This window comes from Xanthomarina arctica, assembly GCF_014638915.1.
GTDB lineage: Bacteria > Bacteroidota > Bacteroidia > Flavobacteriales > Flavobacteriaceae > Xanthomarina > Xanthomarina arctica.
Window position 1 is genome coordinate 509,968 of record NZ_BMFQ01000002.1, and the last position, 16,019, is coordinate 525,986.

The following is a 16,019-nucleotide window of genomic DNA, read 5'->3' on the forward strand; positions in this document are numbered from 1 at the left end:
TAAAAGTTAAAAATATCTTAAAAAATGTATTCCAGGTTATCTTAAAATTGTAATAAGTGCTTACTAATCAGTGCTGACATGAATAGTTTGGAACGTTATTTGTATGAGTATGCTTAATAAATACTTTATATGACATTAGAAAAACAATCAAAAAACAAAAAATTACTTATAGGAATTATCTTTGACCTTTTAGGTTATGTTTCCTATGTATTTCCGCCATTCGATTTTGTTTGGGCACCTTTATCAGCTTATTTAATGACTAAGTTGTATCCTGGAAAGAAAGGTAGAATTGCCGCAGTAGGTACTTTTATTGAAGAAGCATTACCAATAATAGACTTTATTCCTTCATTTACAATTATGTGGTTATACACTTTTGTGTTTTCAAGTAGTAAGTCTAAAAAAATAGTAGAAATTAAAAAATAAAGTCTTCTGAAGAGAACCTTCAGAAGACTTTTTAAGAGTTATATTTTATAGCTTAATCCAATGCTAAAGTTTCTCCCCATATTATCTATTCCTAAAGGTTTTAAACGCGACAAATGATTGACATAACTTTTGTCAGTTAAATTGGTTCCCGAAATTGAAATGGATAAATCATTTTTAAAGAGACTAATAGTCCCACCAAACCCAGCACTTAATAGGCTATAACCTGTTGAAGCTGTTTCAAAAATACTCACCTTGTTCTGTTCGAAAGTAGAGCGAAGTTTTACAAAGGCATAGCCTTTATTCAACCATTTTGTGTCATATTCAACACGAATGGTATTAAGAATGGAATTTGCTGGTATTTGTGGTAAATAATCGCCATTATCCTGTTGTCCAGTTACCGATTCGAAACTGCTTTCAAAATGCAACCAGTCTAAAGGATGTGGATGAAAGTGTAAACCTATTTCACCACCATAAAGTTTGGCATTGTCCTGTGTGTAATTGTAAACAGGAACATCATCTATCGTTTCTCCTGTAGGAGCTAAATAGATATAATCGTATATGTAGTTATAAAAACCATTTACAAAAAACTCAAAATGATCACTGTCATATTCAAGGGCTAAATCAAGCTGAATATTTTGCTCATTAACCAAATTAATATTTCCAATTTCATATTGATTGGTTCCATGATGCACCCCGTCTGAAGATAATTCAGAAAGGTTAGGTGCTCTAAACCCGGTGGCTACATTAAATCTTGTAATTACAAAATCAAACAGTGTTGTTTTTAATCCTGCGGCTCCATTAAAACTGGTGTAATTTTTTGAGATGGTTTCATCTATTAAAATATTACGATAATCAAATCGAGCACCTAATTGAACATCTACTGTTTCAAAATGGATGTGAGAGGTTGCTAAAACACCCAAATCGTTAGTTGTAGCATCTGGGATTAGAATTTCTTCTCCATAATTACTGTTTACTTGATTCATACCTTGAACCCCAACAATGGTTTCAAATCGACCGTAATCAGGTAAATTATATTTTAAATCGTAATTAAAAGTCTTTAATTTCATGTTAAGAGCGGCTTCTTCTTCCGCGTGATCGTCATCATGTTCTTCATCTTCTTCATGCTCTTCATGCTCTTCCTCAGTTTCATCATCATGATGATCGTGGTGGTGCTCATCTTCAAACTCTTGTCTGTTATTATAGATATATCCTAAATTTATTTCTAAACTAGAATTATCAAAAAACACAGTCGATTTAGAACTAAAAATGTGATTTGTAATATCTTGATAAGGTAATAAAGGCGTTTTGCTTGTGGATTGTTCCCCAATCTCTTCAGGAATCCCTAAACTTGAATGGTTCATGTTATAACGAAATTCTGTTTTAAAATTTGTGACTTGATAGCCTAAACCTGCTTTAAAATCTTCTTCTTTAAATCGGGTGTTTGTAACACGATAGTCTGGAGCATCATAATCTGAATGACCTGTAACAGATCCACGAAATAAAAACTTAAACTTTTCGCCAGATTCTTTATATCCTACATTCGTGCTGTAACCTAGGGTGTTAGAGAAATAGGTTGCATTAAAATCTGCTGAATTAGTATTGAAAGAAGCAAATCTTTCTGGATTTAAATACAAAACACCACCTAAAGCATCGCTTCCATAGAGTAGGGAAGCTGGGCCTTTTATAACCTCAATACTCTCAACTCCTGCATCATTTAATCCCAAACCGTGCTCTGCTCCAAATTGCTGATTTTCTAATCTAACACCTTGAGCATATACTAAAACACGATTGGAACTCAAACCACGAATTACGGGTTTCCCAACACTTAAACCTGTAGTAATACTTTCTACACCAGCAATATTGTCTATTCCCTCGGTTAATGTAATGGCTCCTATTGCCTTTAAATCGCTTACTTTTTCGTAATCGACTTTCATTACGTTTTCACTTTGAAGTTTATGAAAAGGTGTCGAGAGTATAATCGCATCCATTTCTACGGCACTCGTTACTAAAGTAATTGTAAGTGGTTCTGTATTTGGAAAAGTCATTGTTTGAGACTTTGTCTCATATCCTAAGTAAGAATATGTTATTTTATAATTTCCGTTTGGAATATTATTGAGGATAAACTCCCCATTATCATTTGTACTTGTTCCAGTTTCTAATTCTGGAATATAGATGTTTACAAATGGTAGCCTCGTGTCTGTATCACGATCTACTATGATGCCTGAGATAGAATTTTGTGCAAAAGTATTACAAAGCACAAATACCATCACGGCGCTTAATATATATTTCATGTTTAATTTTTTATAGTTAAATATTTACTGAATGATCAATCTAAAATAAATTAACTAGTACGAGGCGGCCCACGTAAATTAAAATGAAGTTGCTGAAATTCACTTATAAAATAATATTGTGAATGAATTAAGGAATGATTTTCCTGTATTACAAGGAAGTGATAAGCGTTTACGGGAAGGGTAAAAGCTGTGTTAAGCTGAAATTTATGAAATTCACAATTAACATCTAGCGCATGTAAATGAATCTGTTTTTCGCCTAGACAAACTTCGTGTTGGTGATTGGTGTGACTAAAAGCATGTGCCAACTTAAAAGCAGAAGGCATCAACACACAGCCTACCAAGAGTATGGTAAGAATTCTAAATATAATATGTTGTCTAATATATGGCACTAATCTAAAAAACGTTTTAAGCCAAATCTGCTAAGCATTTTCTTTTCAAATTCCCAGAAGAATTTAAACTGTCCAAAGAGCCAGCCTATACTTACTAATAATATCTGATAAAAAATAAGGCCAATTACAATGTACAAAACCCAATAAACCACCACATTTAAGTTTTCTTGAGTAATTCCAATCAGCTTAATAATAGGTCTTCCAACAAATAGAGAGGAAGTTCCTGTAATAGCAAAAACTATAAAAATACGAATGAGTTCCCATCTATATTCTACAACCCATCGGGTTTCTAGTTTTTTAAATAAAAAGAGAATAAACTTTAATAAAATGAAAAATATTAGGGCACTTGCGGCCAAAACAATCCATATTTGATAATCTTTCAAAAAGGCATTTGCTAGCTTAAAGGAACTATAAGCCAATCCTAAGATTCCCAATAAGGGAAAGATAAGTTGCCAATTTTGCTGTATCTCCCAATGTTTTTTGAATGTCTTCATGAACACTTTTTAAAAATGCAAAGATATTCTAAATTCTAGGAATAAAGCTAGTTAATTGCTGTTTATAGGTTAATTGAAAGTATATGAAATAGTTATAGAGTTTGTAATTAACATCGTAACCATAATCTATTGCGCGATCGTAAAAAATTCGTGATTCATATAAACCTGATGGATATTGTAATGGTTGCATAACCCTGTTATTCCAAGATGCCACATAGAGGTTATTTCTAGATTCTAAATAACTTTGTTCGTAATAGCCTTCTGGTTTGGCTCTGGTTTCTAACCATAAGTTATATCCAGGTTCTATTATTAGAATTTCATATTCTAAATCTGGATTAGAGATGGTAACTGTATCATTTTGAGCAATAGCCGTCTCCTCAAGGTTAGAGCCTTGTTTTATGGGTTTTGTCGTATTACAACTAAATAAAAAACCACCCAATAAAATGATGTAAATAATTGATTTCATGGTATGTATTTATGTTTAAAGGTACAAAAATCATGCCTGATATAAATAGTTTTTAATGCCTTTAACAGAAAAAAGTCAAACCGGAGTTTGACTTTTTATTATGATGTTTTATAAGTCTTATTTTCCAAAAAGGCCACCCAGCATACCGCCAATGCCACCTTTCTTTTTATCTCCTCCTAAAACCATACCTGCAACATCATCAATGATACTACCATCTCCATCTGCATCCAATATAGACTCTAAAAAGCTCTGCTCATTATTTGCCGAATTACCGCTTAATAAACCACCAAGTAAACCGTCTAAACCTGAAGCATCGTTTACATTGTTTTCTTTGGTTTGCTTTGCTAACATACCCATTAATATTGGGGCAGCCATTTTTAAGATATTAGCAACCGAACTAGCATCTATTCCAGCTTTCGCTCCAATAGCATTTTCTACACTTTGTTGCTTGTTTCCTAAGACATGACCTAAAATTTTACTCCCATCGTTTAAGACATTGGCATCCACACCACCGTCAAAAAGACCACCAAGGTTATCTAAGATACTTCCATTTTGTTTGCTTTTCAATGCATTCATTAAGCCCTCAGCTCCTTGAGGAGACGCTGCATTGCGTTTCATAGCTTGCATTAAAACGGGAAGTGCCATGGTTAATACGTCATTTGTTTTACTTTCTGGTTGATTGGTTTGTCCTGCAACACCATTTACAATGGCTTTACCCATATCACTATTTAATAAATCTAAAATTCCTGCCATTTTCTTATGTTTTTTATTGAAGGTGTTAAAATACAAAAAAGCCTATAAAAAATAATATTTATAGGCTCTAAAGTCTTATTTGTTAACAAGTTTATGATTTCTCAGTTTTTAAAAGGCTGATTATTTGTGAAGCTAATTCGGTACCAATTCTATCTTGGGCCTCATTTGTTGCTGCTCCAATATGTGGGGTTAATGAAATTCTTCCGTTCATTAAAACTTGGACAGCTGGAGTAGGTTCTTCTTCAAAAGTATCTAAACCTGCAAACGCCACTTTACCACTTTCTAAGGCTTTTACTAAAGCAACTTCATCTATAACACCTCCACGAGCGGCATTGATAATACCTACGCCATCTTTCATTATTTCAAATTGTTTTTCTCCAATAACATACTCTTCTTGAGCTGGTACATGTAAGGTAATAAAATCTGATTGTTTTATAACGTCTTTAGTATGTTCTGTTTCAATTTCAACATTGATAAATTGCCCGTTGTAGAATTCTACTTTAATAGTGGCTTTGCCAACAAACTTATCACTGGCAATAACTTTCATACCAATACCTAAACCTATCTTGGCAACTTCACGACCAATACGACCAAAACCAATAATACCAAGCGTTTTTCCTCTTAATTCAACACCTTTCGCGTAATTCTTTTTTAAGGATTTAAATTGGGTATCACCATCTAAAGGCATATTTCGGTTAGAATCATGTAAAAAACGAACGCCTCCAAACAAATGAGCAAAAACTAATTCTGCAACGGATTGTGAAGATGCTGCTGGTGTGTTTATTACATGAATACCTTTGTCTCTAGCATACTGCACATCTATATTGTCCATTCCAACACCACCGCGACCAATAATCTTAATCGAAGAGCAACCATCGATAATATCTTTACGAACCTGAGTGGCACTCCTTACCAAAATAACATCTATGTGATGCGTATTGATATAATTTACTAATTGTTCTTGAGCTACTGTTGTGGTAAGAACTTCAAAACCTTCTTTTTCTAAAGCCTCGATACCACTTTTTGAAATTCCATCGTTTGCTAGTGCTTTCATTGAAAAATTTATTTTTCATTCCCACGAAGGTGGGAATCTATTATTGTATAATTTTGTATTTATCTTTTATAAGATAAAAAACAGGCTAAATATTTATTTATTTTAACTCAAGTTAGAGTAAGCAACTGAATACTGCGACTGAAAACTGAACACTTATTTTAAGCTTTCGTTTCCAATTCACTCATGACTTCTACTAAGGCTTTAACACTGTCTAAAGGCAAGGCATTATACATAGAAGCTCTATAACCTCCAACACTTCTATGGCCATTTATACCATTGATTCCTGCTTCCTTAAGCATGGTTTCAAATGTGTCCTTTAAATTGTCGTTAATTAAAGTAAACGTCGCATTCATGTTTGAACGATCTTCTTTTACTGAATAACCTTTGAATAAAGGGTTTAAATCTATTTCAGAATACATAACTCTAGCTTTCATTTCGTTCACTTTTTCAATAGCTTTGATTCCACCTAGGTTTTTAAGCCATTCTAAAGTTAACATAGTCGTGTAAACAGCAAAAACTGGAGGCGTATTATACATACTACCTTTATCGATATGTTGCTTATAATCCATGATTGAAGGGATTTTTCTAGATACTTTTCCTAAAATATCTTCTTTAATAACCACTAAAGTCGTTCCTGCTGGACCCATATTTTTTTGAGCGCCTGCATATATTAAATCGAATTTTGTAAAATCTAAAGTTCTAGAAAAAATATCGCTACTCATATCACAAACCATAGGAATATCGCATTTAGGAAATGCTTTCATTTGCGTTCCAAAAATGGTATTGTTAGAGGTACAGTGAAAATAATCGTAATCTGAAGGAATATCATATCCCTTAGGAATGTAATTAAAACCAGCGCTTTTAGAAGACGCGACTTCATAAACATCATCATAGATTTTAGCTTCTTTAATAGCTTTATCGCTCCAAGTTCCTGTATTTAAATAACCTGCTCTTTTTTCTAATAAATTAAGGGCCACCATTAAAAACTGTGTGCTTGCTCCACCTTGTAAAAATAAGGCCTTATAACCTTTTCCTTCAAGACCTAAAAGCTCTAATGCTAAAGATCTTGCTTTCTCCATAACATCTACAAAAGGTTTGCTTCTATGTGAAATTTCTAATAAGGATAAGCCTTCATTATTAAAATCCATTACAGCTTCTGATGCTTTTAATAGTACTTCTTGAGGTAAAATGCATGGTCCTGCACTAAAATTATGTTTTTTCATAGAAAATATATTTTTTCATTTCCATATAAATGGAAACCTAAAGTTATTTTAAGAGTAGCAAAGGTGCTAAATTCCTATAAATTATAAGGAACTAATCAGATTTTTTATCAACTAAATTTTCAACAAAAAACTTAGAGTATCAACGCCATCGGCATAATCACCTAACTGTGGATTTTGTGTTTCTCCAAAGACTATGGTGTTGTCTACCAGGTTGTCGGACACAACACATTGTATTTTTTCTGAATCGGTATCCAGCTTCTTTTTTAAGCTTTCCAAAGATTCATAATGTTCATAAAAAACGGTGGCAATAGGAGAGGCGTAACTTGCATCTTCCTTAATCATTAAAAAACCATTTTCTAACATATCAAATTCGCTCATTAAATAAACGGCTTTGTTATAGTCGTAGTTATTGGCGTATTTAGACTCATTGATAATAGGATGCCAGTTATACATGGCTTTAAAGAAATTCTCGAAATCGTAATTTTTTGGAAGAAAGATCTTAGACACGTTCCTACAGCCCAGCCCGTAATATCTAAAGATATCATTGGAGAGGCGCGACAACTGGTCTTCTGTTTCTTTACCAGTTAAAATGGCTACAGAATTTCTATTTTTTCTTATAATAGAAGGTTTCCCTTTAAAATAATATTCAAAATACCTAGCTGTATTATCGCTTCCTGTAGCAATTACGGCATCGAAATTTTCTAATTTTCCTTCGGTAAATGTTATTTTATCCTTAAAACCTGGAGCAGCATATTCTAGATATTTAGCTAAATAAGGTAGTAGATGTTTGTCGTTACTAGACTGCTTAACCAATACGTTATGACCGGAAAGTAACACACAGAAAAAATCGTGAAAACCTACCAAAGGGATGTTTCCAGCCATGATAATGGCAACTTTTTTAGAATCAATTTCTTTAAAGCTATAGTTTTGAACAAACTGTTTAATATTGCTATTTGTCAATGCATTAGACCAATTATCTAAAGTAAATAAAATATTTTCGTTTGTAAACCAACCGTTGTGTTCTTTCGCAAGTTTTAATTGGTGTTTAAAGCCTTCAAAAAATAAATCGTTATAAGGGATTGATTCCTTTTTTACAATCCCGTTTGTTGAAAACTGACTTAAAAAATCGCCCAATGTTGCAAAGGCTTGGATTCTTTCTTCTAAATTCATTATAAGGTTTGGTTATGAATTGTTTTGGCTTTATTTTTGCATCGCAAATTTACGTAAAGCAAATGAGCAATAAAAGGTTTTGAAACTGATTGTATTTTTTATTTCAACAAGAATCTAATGTCGCCTTTTAATAACTTAAATCTAAAAGATTAAAAATATAGCATGTTATGGCAATAATTATAACAGACGAATGTATAAACTGTGGAGCTTGTGAACCTGAATGTCCTAACACGGCCATTTATGAAGGTGCAGACGATTGGAGATACAAAGATGGTACGCTTTTAAATGGCAAGGTTGTTTTACCAAACGGCAAAGAAGTAGATGCAGAAGAGGCTCAAGAACCAATAAGTGACGAAATTTATTTTATTGTTCCAGATAAATGTACAGAATGTAAAGGCTTTCACGACGAACCACAATGTGCTGCAGTTTGCCCAGTGGACTGCTGTGTTCCTGATGACTCCCATGTAGAAACCGAAGAGGAACTTTTAGGGAAACAACGCTTTATGCACCCAGAAAATTAAAAACGTTTTAATTAAATGATATACCTCAAGGCTTTTCTCTTGAGGTTTTTTATTTTCAAAAAATTCAAATTAAGAATCGATACAGTGACTTTTAAATATATGTTTGAAAAATGAAAGGACACAGAGTCTTAAGAGTTTTTTCTGTCTTATCCATTTTGCTTTTACAAATTGCTTTTTTATCCCTGACGCTAAAAGAGAAATATGAATCAGAAAACTATGTAGCCATTCTTTCTATTTTAGGAATATGCTTGACTATGTATTTAGCATACCTGTATTTAGATTTCCATTATGAAGACTATGTATATGAAAAAATAACGGTTGCAATTTGGGTTCCAATAGGTGCTATTATATGCTTCGCTTTAAATGTATATACTGGCTTGGGCAGCGTGTTGGCTGCTTCCATAACCGGTGTATTAGCTTCATTTATTCCTTGTCTTAATAAAAAATCTTATTATTTAAAAGACTTGCCTCCAGCTATTTATTGTGGGACGTTTATAGGCATGTCTAGTATGGAAATATCTTCGTCATGGAATTTTGTTCTCGCGGCGGGAGTTTTATCCGGAATTTATTATATACTATCTAAAAATTTATATATAGGTATAGGAGGGAAGCTTGGTACTATTGCATTTGGTGGAGTTATTTCAGTTTCTTTAATATATTGGTTGGTACAATGAACATTTTTATCATAATACTTACTGGAGTTTTTGGTGCAACGCTAACCTTTTATGTTGGGTCAAAATTAAATCAAGGTGCTGTTAGAGCTTCTGCCTTACTATCTTTAATTGTAGGACTTTTTTTTTATTGTTTTCCTGTTTTACTCAATGAGTATCTAACAAATAATATCCCTGTTGTATTTTTTGGTACTTCTTTTATCGGAATGGTTTCCCCAAAAATGAAAGGGAGTTATCTTCATTTAGCCTTGGCCGGTATGTTGTTCTCTATAGTATATTTTAATGAAAGTATGTTTTTTGAAGGTTATGGTGGCGCTCTTGGAGCCTTAGCTTTTATTACATTGATTGCAACTATGGGAAGTGCTGTATTGTTCTCTAATAATAGTAAAATTGGATCAAGAATTTCGGCTTTAAAAAAGTGGATGTCTAAGGATTCAATATAAAATAGGATTCAATTTGTAACATTTTAGGTCTCCTGACGTCTCATATCCAAATTCATCAATCAATCAATCAATCAATCAATCAATCAAATGAAAAATCTATCTCTATTAGCTGTTGTGGCTATTTTTAGTGTATCACTTCATGCTCAAGACAATCCATCAACAACTTCACAAATCCAGAATAGTTGGAAAACCGAAAATTCACTTCAGAATAATGTGGCTATTCAAAAAATGGATAGTCTCATTACTGTAGGAAATTATAAAGAAATTTCTAGTGTGGTTATTGCCCATAGAGGGAAGGTTGTTTTTGAAAATTATTATAACGACAATCAGATTACTACCAAGCATAACACACGTTCAGCTACTAAAACCATTACTGGAACTCTAATAGGTTGCCTGCTTCAAGATGGCATTATAAAATCTGTTTCAGAAAATGTTTCCACCTATTCTAAACCAGAAAATATTCAAAATCCAGATCCTAGAAAAGATTTAATTACAATCGAAGACTTACTCACGATGTCTTCTTTATTGGAATGTAACGATTGGGATCAAAACTCAAGAGGCCAAGAAGAACGTATGTACCTTATTGAAGATTGGGTGAAGTTTTATTGGGATTTGCCCATTAAAGGCTTTCCAGAATGGATTCCAAAACCTAAAGACTCAAAATATGGACGGAGCTTTAGTTATTGTACTGCCGGAGTTGTGGTTTTAGGAGATCTTATAAATAATGCTTCAGGGTCTTTAGAAAGCTATGCAGATAAAGCATTATTTTCTAAATTAGGCATTACAGATTACCATTGGCAACTAACCCCAACAGGTTTGCCAATGACGGGAGGAGGTCTCGGACTAACTAGCAGCGATTTATTAAAAATAGGGCAATTATACTTAAACAAAGGACGTTGGAATCAAGAGCAAATTATCTCTGAAGAATTTGTTGAAATGTCAACAAGTCCCAAGGCTGAAGTTGGTATGTTTGATTATGAATACGGGTATTTATGGTGGCTTTCTGAATTTGGGACTAACAATGAAAAAGTAAAAGCTTATTTTATGACAGGAACAGGAGGGAACAAAGTAGCCATCTTTCCAGATTTAGAGCTGGTAGTTGTTTTAACGAGTACTTATTTTAATGGCGGTATGGAATCTCATAATCAAACCGCAGATCTTTTAAATGATTATATAGTTCCAGAAATTAAGAAATTAAAGTAGTCTTTTGATTGGTATTTCTTGTTAACAGGTCACGTAGGTTCCAATTCTTTTGTTAAATTAGATGCTTTAAAGTATAGCAACATGTATCCGTATTGGCTACTATAGCTAAGTTAATCAATATTAATTAGTAAAATTTATCAGGATCAAACCAACCAACAAGTCATGTTACTAACCTATTATATAGTATCGGGTCTTTTTATTTTAGCCTCAGTATTACCGTTTATTCCTCATCAACATTGGATGTTTCGCGTGTGGGAGTTTGGAAGAATTCAATTGTTTTTTCTTCAGTTACTCATGCTAATTTTAGGATTAGTACTTATAAATACCAAAAACACCCTTTTTTGGGTTACTATTTTTCTTTTGGGTATTTTAATGATTCATAATTTAATAGTATTACTTCCTTTTACGCCTGTATATAGAAAACGAAACAATAAAGAGATTCCTAAAGACTCTGAAACCATTTCGCTTATTTCAGCAAATGTTTATCAGTTTAACAAGCACTATAACCTATTAATAAATTTGGTTCAAGAAGTGAAACCGGATATTTTATTGACTATGGAATCTAACCAGGCTTGGGAAGATGCTCTAGCAGAAATAGAAACAGATTACCCCAATTATAAAAAAGTAGCTTTAGAAAATACCTACGGCATGCATTTTTACACCAATTTAAAAGTGACATCTTTAAAGGTAAATTATTTTGTTGCAGACGATGTGCCAAGTATTGAAGCCTCTTTGATTACGGATAGCGGTATTCCTTTTACCTTTTTTGGAGTCCATCCACCGCCTCCAAGTCCTACGGAAGAAGACACTTCTAAAGAAAGAGATGGCGAGTTGCTTTCCTTAGGAAAACGAGTTTTAGAAACGAAAGGAGCTAAAGTGGTAGTTGGCGATTTTAACAATGTGGCTTGGGCTAAGGCTTCCATTCTTTTCAGAAAAACCTCCAAATTATTAGATCCTAGAATTGGGCGTGGTTTTGTTTCTACCTATCATGCTAAATATAAATTACTCAGGTTTCCTATTGATTTAAGTTTCCATTCTCCAGATATTTTAATTAAAGATTTTAAAGCTCTAAAATATATTGGGAGCGACCACTTACCGCTATTTTGTAGTTTTCATATTTCTAAAAAGGATGAGAATAAAGAAGAAGTAGAAACTTTAGATAGAGAAGAAGCCGAAGAAGTAGATGAAATGATTGAAGATGGAAAGAAGGAAGAAGGCGAACGTCCGGATGTGGCACAAGAATAATCTATAAATTGAAACCTCAAACCCTACAGATAGCTAGCTTGATTACGGATAGATTAATTCTTATCCCATTTACCATTCAAATTTGCGATAATTTATTGAAAGCCGATTTTAGTGATTTGGATAAATTAAATCTAATAAAAGGAAAAAGCTGGCCAGATCAAGATGTTTTAGAAACCTTACCAAGAATTATTACTAATTTATCTCAAGAGGGTTTGCCTACCGGTTTTGAATCTTGGATGCTTGTTAAAAAAGAAACATCTGAAGTCATTGGCGATCTAGGCTTTAAAGGTTTTAATAGTAAGGAAAATAACGCAGATCTTGGTTACGGCATCATTAAAGAAGAAAGACAAAAAGGCTACGCGCTAGAAGCTACTAAGAAACTTATATTCTGGGCCTTTTCAAACAAGATTCTAAGGGAGATAACAGCTAAATGCTTAGTAGAAAATCAAAGCTCTATAAATTTACTCCAAAAATTAAATTTTAAAGAAGTGCAGAAGGATAATGATATGATTTATTGGTCTTTATTGAAACCCATTAAATAAATATAAACATCCTACGTTTTTATTGTACAACTAAATTTCTTTCCGGAAAAGTAAAATTGGTTGGGACAGATCTTATCGCAAATCTTAAACAATTTGTTAATTTATAACGCAGTTATGTTAAGGCCATACTATTTCCCACATCGGTTTTGTATTTTTAACAAGTGTCACGAAAAACAACTGATATATCAATGATATAAATACAAAACATTTTTTACGTCTGTAGAAATCAATCTAAAAAAGAAGATTAAAAATTAAATTAAACAATGGAAAAATATTTCAAACTAAATAACAAGGTTTCAATTCCTTCTGTAGGTTTTGGCACTTGGCAAACACCCGACGGAGAAACAGCTATAAATTCTATAAAAATAGCAGTAGAAAGTGGGTACAGACATATAGATGCTGCCGCAATTTATAATAACGAAAAAGGAGTTGGAGCAGGTATTAAAGCTTGTGGTATACCCCGTAAAGACCTTTTTATAACTAGCAAACTTTGGAATACCGAACGTGGTTATGAAACAACTTTAAAAGCCTTCGAAAAAACCTTAAAAGATTTAGACTTAGAATATCTAGATTTATATTTAATCCATTGGCCAGCTACTTCTAATCAATTCAAAAATTGGCAGGAGTTAAATTCAGAAACGTGGAGAGCCATGGAATTCTTGTATTCTGAAGGTAAAATCAAAGCCCTTGGAGTTAGTAATTTTCTAGAGCATCATTTGGTGCCTTTAATGGAATTTGCTACAATTCAACCAGCAGTTAATCAGTTAGAATTTCATCCAGGATTTATGCAAAAAGACTGCGTGGCATTTTGCATTAAAAATAACATCCAAGTGGAAGGGTGGAGTCCTTTGGGGAGAGGAGAAGTGCTAGAAAACGAACTTTTAAAAAGTATGGCCACTAAATATAATAAGTCTGTGGCTCAAATATGTATTCGATGGGCCTTACAAAATCAGGTATTACCATTACCAAAATCGGTGACGCCTAGTAGAATTAAAGAAAATTTCCAGGTTTACGATTTTGAAATTTCTGAAGCAGATATAACCGCCATAAATAACATGGATGATTTTGGAAGTTCTGGCTTGCATCCTGATTCTGTAGATTTTTAATCTCAAGATTTTTTTACCGAAATCCTAAAAATGTTATAATGACATATTATCTTATAGTTAATAAGGGTTTTGAAGTTTGCAAGACAGAGATTTTAAAAGTAAATTTATAATAAATAAGGTAGTAACTTTAAACATTAAAACAATGAAAAAAATATTATTTTTAACAGGAGATTTCACTGAAGATTATGAAACTATGGTACCTTTTCAAATGCTAGAAATGGTAGGTTATGAAGTACATACTGTGTGTCCAGATAAAAAGAAAGGTGATATTGTTAAGACAGCCATTCACGATTTTGAAGGCGATCAAACCTATACAGAAAAACCAGGCCATAATTTTGTTCTAAATTATACATTTGCTGATGTAAATTTAGAAGATTACCAAGGTTTAGTGATTGCTGGAGGTAGAGCGCCAGAATATTTACGATTAAATAAAGATGTTTTAGAGATAGTAAAATACTTTTTTACGGAAGATAAGCCCGTAGCGGCCATTTGCCATGGAATTCAAATATTAACAGCAGCCAATGTTGTAAAAGGTAGAAAATTAACAGCCTACCCAGCAGTTGGACCAGAAGTAACACTTGCAGGAGGAGAATTTCAATCCATTCCAGCCGATGGTGTTTTTGTTGATGGAAATTTGGTAACATCTCCAGCTTGGCCAGCACACCCAAGTTTTATAAGAGAATTTTTAAAAATTATGGGAGCTAAAATAAAAATTTAAGTCTCTTTTAAAATCTATATAATAAAAAAAGCCCAATCTGGGCTTTTTTTTTATTTTAGTTAGAATTAGCTAAATATAATAATATCAAAATATTTCAATTCACTTAAACCCTACTTATTTGTTAGAATCCAAAGTTCTACTTCTTCTTTGGAGCGCCAGTTTAAATCTCTTTTTGTTTTATCTGAAGCCGTTTTTACAGATCTAGTTAAACGTGCTTCCAATTGAAATCTCCCACCAGAAGCTAATTCCTTTTCAATAGGATGTGCTTTAGTAACTTCAGTTATTTGAGCCAAATTAGAAAACATAATAACAAGTTTACCATCGGGCAAAAGTCTTTTCTTAGCTTCTTTAAAGAAACTAGGAAATAGATTTTTATCATAATAAATAGCACCATCAAGATTGTCTAATGGTTGCTTAGCTGGTAACCACGGTGGATTAAAAACAATTAATTCAGTTGGATTATCCCAAGCCCCAAAAAGAGTACCATAATCTAATGCTACTTTTCTAGACATTTTACTATCTCCCATAAATTCTTGCAGACCAACTATGGCATTTGGATTGTTATCTGTACCAAATACCTTTTGAAACCCATGTTTTACCATTTGAAAAGCAAGGACACCACTACCAATTCCAACATCAATAGCTGTTTTTTTAGGACCTTCATAACGCTTTAACCAATTGTCAAAAAGGATTAAATGATCGAAACGGGTTGGAAAATAAGTTCCATAATAGGGGTGGAGTTTGTTACGCAAAACTGGAGTATTAATCCCATTTTGATACCACTGCCAAGAACTATTTAATCCCTGAACCTGAGGGAAAGTCAATAAAAAGTTACTTGTTTCTGGATATAGTTTTTCTAACCAACCAATAGAAGGTGCTTTTTTTACGTCTAATTTATGATCTACAATTTCTAAGAGAATAAGATTAGATAATTTATGGTAAGCGGCACGAAACTCACGCTGCTCTTGAAACGTTTTACTTGGCATGCGTCTTTTAAGGTGGATTTGTAATTCCTTTAAAAGTACTAAGCCGTTGCTGTAAAATGCAGTTATTAATACAGCTTTTCCAGCTTCTAATCGTTTAATTGTCTGCTTAACATCTGAGGAACGTTGAAACAATTCCAATCGTTTTTCAGTTTTAATAATGGGTTCTGGCTTATTTATCTGGATATCTGTAATCATTCTTCTCATTTTTTAGAAGCTCCAAGAACCTCTATTTAAAATAATATTATACGTTTTATGTGTTGAAATTAGTTGTAATATCATAACATCAACAACTGGTAAAATGGTATTCAGGGTAATGTAAAT

The 16,019-nt window shown here is 33.0% G+C and carries 18 protein-coding genes; 9 read left to right on the top strand and 9 right to left on the bottom strand.

From position 1 onward, the window contains the following. Positions 1 to 129: 129 nt before the first annotated feature. A complete protein-coding gene (locus tag IEV77_RS08500; protein WP_188463799.1) occupies positions 130 to 423 on the top strand; it encodes a hypothetical protein in 294 nt (97 codons plus the stop codon). A gap of 38 nt (positions 424 to 461) precedes the next feature. On the opposite strand, the gene IEV77_RS08505 is transcribed toward IEV77_RS08500, so the two are convergent. The 8 genes from IEV77_RS08505 to IEV77_RS08540 all read right to left on the bottom strand — a co-directional run bounded on the left by IEV77_RS08505 (position 462) and on the right by IEV77_RS08540 (position 8,263). Beyond that, entirely contained in the window at positions 462 to 2,714 is a 2,253-nt protein-coding gene (locus IEV77_RS08505; protein WP_188463802.1) for a TonB-dependent receptor, read from the bottom strand. Between the two features lie 50 nt (positions 2,715 to 2,764). Beyond that, entirely contained in the window at positions 2,765 to 3,103 is a 339-nt protein-coding gene (locus IEV77_RS08510) for a hypothetical protein (protein ID WP_229736621.1), read from the bottom strand. Further along, entirely contained in the window at positions 3,103 to 3,597 is a 495-nt protein-coding gene (locus IEV77_RS08515; protein ID WP_188463804.1) for a DUF6787 family protein, read from the bottom strand. Before IEV77_RS08515 ends, IEV77_RS08510 begins: the two co-directional genes overlap by 1 nt. Positions 3,598 to 3,625: 28 nt before the next feature. Beyond that, on the bottom strand, positions 3,626 to 4,063 hold the full coding sequence (locus tag IEV77_RS08520) for a DUF6146 family protein (protein WP_188463806.1): 438 nt from the start codon (positions 4,061 to 4,063) through the stop codon (positions 3,626 to 3,628). 117 nt (positions 4,064 to 4,180) lie between these two features. Beyond that, positions 4,181 to 4,816 carry a DUF937 domain-containing protein gene (locus tag IEV77_RS08525; protein ID WP_188463807.1) on the bottom strand — a complete coding sequence of 212 codons (636 nt, stop codon included), beginning with the start codon at positions 4,814 to 4,816 and terminating at the stop codon, positions 4,181 to 4,183. Between the two features lie 91 nt (positions 4,817 to 4,907). Then, positions 4,908 to 5,870: a D-2-hydroxyacid dehydrogenase gene (locus IEV77_RS08530; protein WP_188463809.1), complete on the bottom strand. Its 963-nt coding sequence runs from the start codon at positions 5,868 to 5,870 to the stop codon at positions 4,908 to 4,910. A 158-nt stretch (positions 5,871 to 6,028) separates the two neighbouring features. Beyond that, positions 6,029 to 7,093, bottom strand: a complete 1,065-nt coding sequence (serC, locus tag IEV77_RS08535) for a 3-phosphoserine/phosphohydroxythreonine transaminase (protein WP_188463811.1) — start codon at positions 7,091 to 7,093, stop codon at positions 6,029 to 6,031. Between the two features lie 111 nt (positions 7,094 to 7,204). Next, positions 7,205 to 8,263 carry an acyl-CoA reductase gene (locus IEV77_RS08540; RefSeq protein WP_188463813.1) on the bottom strand — a complete coding sequence of 353 codons (1,059 nt, stop codon included), beginning with the start codon at positions 8,261 to 8,263 and terminating at the stop codon, positions 7,205 to 7,207. Between the two features lie 167 nt (positions 8,264 to 8,430). On the opposite strand from IEV77_RS08540, the gene IEV77_RS08545 reads away from it, so the two are divergent. The 8 genes from IEV77_RS08545 to IEV77_RS08580 all read left to right on the top strand — a co-directional run bounded on the left by IEV77_RS08545 (position 8,431) and on the right by IEV77_RS08580 (position 14,712). Further along, positions 8,431 to 8,784, top strand: a complete 354-nt coding sequence (locus IEV77_RS08545) for a 4Fe-4S dicluster domain-containing protein (protein WP_188463815.1) — start codon at positions 8,431 to 8,433, stop codon at positions 8,782 to 8,784. 110 nt (positions 8,785 to 8,894) lie between these two features. Next, positions 8,895 to 9,458 carry a hypothetical protein gene (locus tag IEV77_RS08550; RefSeq protein ID WP_188463816.1) on the top strand — a complete coding sequence of 188 codons (564 nt, stop codon included), beginning with the start codon at positions 8,895 to 8,897 and terminating at the stop codon, positions 9,456 to 9,458. Beyond that, positions 9,455 to 9,898 (top strand): hypothetical protein, encoded by a 444-nt coding sequence (locus IEV77_RS08555; RefSeq protein WP_188463818.1) that lies wholly within the window; start codon positions 9,455 to 9,457, stop codon positions 9,896 to 9,898. Before IEV77_RS08550 ends, IEV77_RS08555 begins: the two co-directional genes overlap by 4 nt. A gap of 87 nt (positions 9,899 to 9,985) precedes the next feature. After that, positions 9,986 to 11,101, top strand: a complete 1,116-nt coding sequence (locus tag IEV77_RS08560; protein ID WP_229736622.1) for a serine hydrolase domain-containing protein — start codon at positions 9,986 to 9,988, stop codon at positions 11,099 to 11,101. Positions 11,102 to 11,263: 162 nt separating this feature from the next. Beyond that, the gene (locus IEV77_RS08565) at positions 11,264 to 12,346 is read left to right on the top strand and encodes an endonuclease/exonuclease/phosphatase family protein (protein WP_188463820.1); all 1,083 of its coding nucleotides are present in this window, start codon (positions 11,264 to 11,266) and stop codon (positions 12,344 to 12,346) included. An 8-nt stretch (positions 12,347 to 12,354) separates the two neighbouring features. Beyond that, positions 12,355 to 12,888, top strand: a complete 534-nt coding sequence (locus tag IEV77_RS08570; protein WP_188463822.1) for a GNAT family N-acetyltransferase — start codon at positions 12,355 to 12,357, stop codon at positions 12,886 to 12,888. 263 nt (positions 12,889 to 13,151) lie between these two features. Continuing rightward, positions 13,152 to 13,994 (top strand): aldo/keto reductase, encoded by an 843-nt coding sequence (locus IEV77_RS08575; protein WP_188463824.1) that lies wholly within the window; start codon positions 13,152 to 13,154, stop codon positions 13,992 to 13,994. A gap of 142 nt (positions 13,995 to 14,136) precedes the next feature. Next, complete coding sequence (locus IEV77_RS08580; RefSeq protein WP_188463826.1) at positions 14,137 to 14,712, top strand: DJ-1/PfpI family protein; 576 nt, start codon at positions 14,137 to 14,139, stop codon at positions 14,710 to 14,712. A gap of 110 nt (positions 14,713 to 14,822) precedes the next feature. Here IEV77_RS08580 and IEV77_RS08585 read toward each other — a convergent pair whose 3' ends face one another. Continuing rightward, a complete protein-coding gene (locus tag IEV77_RS08585) occupies positions 14,823 to 15,893 on the bottom strand; it encodes a methyltransferase (protein WP_188463828.1) in 1,071 nt (356 codons plus the stop codon). Between the last annotated feature and the right edge of the window lie 126 nt (positions 15,894 to 16,019).